Annotated in this window: 1 rRNA gene; it reads left to right on the top strand. The window is 55.4% G+C overall.

The window, feature by feature from the left end:
* The first annotated feature begins 178 nt into the window (after positions 1–178).
* Positions 179–1,706 (top strand): 16S ribosomal RNA (locus CXR00_RS17935).
* The last annotated feature ends 19 nt before the right edge of the window (positions 1,707–1,725 follow it).

Raw genomic sequence — 1,725 nt, 5'->3', positions numbered from 1 at the left:
TCTGTTGTTTGAGAACTCAATAGTGTGCCAAGTTTATTGATACCAATTATTTTAATTGGTTGAACTGGTTGTTTCCGCCCACCCCGTGGGTTGGGAGCAGCTTTTTTAGCTGGTTTCGAATTTAGTGCAGGACTGTGCAGCCAATTTTCCTTGGCTCCGGTCTTGTGTCTGTAACACATTTACGGAGAGTTTGATCCTGGCTCAGGATGAACGCTGGCGGCGTGCTTAACACATGCAAGTCGAACGATGACTTTTGTGCTTGCACAAAATGATTAGTGGCGAACGGGTGAGTAACACGTGAGTAACCTGCCCTTAACTTCGGGATAAGCCTGGGAAACCGGGTCTAATACCGGATACGACGGATTCCCGCATGGGGGTCCGTGGAAAGCTTGATGCGGTTTTGGATGGACTCGCGGCCTATCAGCTAGTTGGTTGGGGTAATGGCCCACCAAGGCGACGACGGGTAGCCGGCCTGAGAGGGTGACCGGCCACACTGGGACTGAGACACGGCCCAGACTCCTACGGGAGGCAGCAGTGGGGAATATTGCACAATGGGCGAAAGCCTGATGCAGCGACGCCGCGTGAGGGACGAAGGCCTTCGGGTTGTAAACCTCTTTCAGCAGGGAAGAAGCGAAAGTGACGGTACCTGCAGAAGAAGCGCCGGCTAACTACGTGCCAGCAGCCGCGGTAATACGTAGGGCGCAAGCGTTATCCGGAATTATTGGGCGTAAAGAGCTCGTAGGCGGTTTGTCGCGTCTGCTGTGAAAGCCCGGGGCTCAACCCCGGGTCTGCAGTGGGTACGGGCAGACTAGAGTGCAGTAGGGGAGACTGGAATTCCTGGTGTAGCGGTGAAATGCGCAGATATCAGGAGGAACACCGATGGCGAAGGCAGGTCTCTGGGCTGTAACTGACGCTGAGGAGCGAAAGCATGGGGAGCGAACAGGATTAGATACCCTGGTAGTCCATGCCGTAAACGTTGGGCACTAGGTGTGGGGGACATTCCACGTTTTCCGCGCCGTAGCTAACGCATTAAGTGCCCCGCCTGGGGAGTACGGCCGCAAGGCTAAAACTCAAAGGAATTGACGGGGGCCCGCACAAGCGGCGGAGCATGCGGATTAATTCGATGCAACGCGAAGAACCTTACCAAGGCTTGACATGAACCGGAAAGGCCTGGAAACAGGTCCCCCACTTGTGGCCGGTTTACAGGTGGTGCATGGTTGTCGTCAGCTCGTGTCGTGAGATGTTGGGTTAAGTCCCGCAACGAGCGCAACCCTCGTTCTATGTTGCCAGCGGGTTATGCCGGGGACTCATAGGAGACTGCCGGGGTCAACTCGGAGGAAGGTGGGGACGACGTCAAATCATCATGCCCCTTATGTCTTGGGCTTCACGCATGCTACAATGGCCGGTACAAAGGGTTGCGATACTGTGAGGTGGAGCTAATCCCAAAAAGCCGGTCTCAGTTCGGATTGAGGTCTGCAACTCGACCTCATGAAGTTGGAGTCGCTAGTAATCGCAGATCAGCAACGCTGCGGTGAATACGTTCCCGGGCCTTGTACACACCGCCCGTCAAGTCACGAAAGTTGGTAACACCCGAAGCCGGTGGCCTAACCCCTTGTGGGAGGGAGCCGTCGAAGGTGGGACCGGCGATTGGGACTAAGTCGTAACAAGGTAGCCGTACCGGAAGGTGCGGCTGGATCACCTCCTTTCTAAGGAGCACCTCAAAGT

The organism is Arthrobacter sp. 9E16 (genome assembly GCF_002929435.1).
Taxonomy (GTDB): domain Bacteria; phylum Actinomycetota; class Actinomycetes; order Actinomycetales; family Micrococcaceae; genus Arthrobacter_B; species Arthrobacter_B sunyaminii.
Note: the sequence above shows the minus strand (reverse complement) of the source record. Positions and strands in the feature narration are given on the sequence as shown.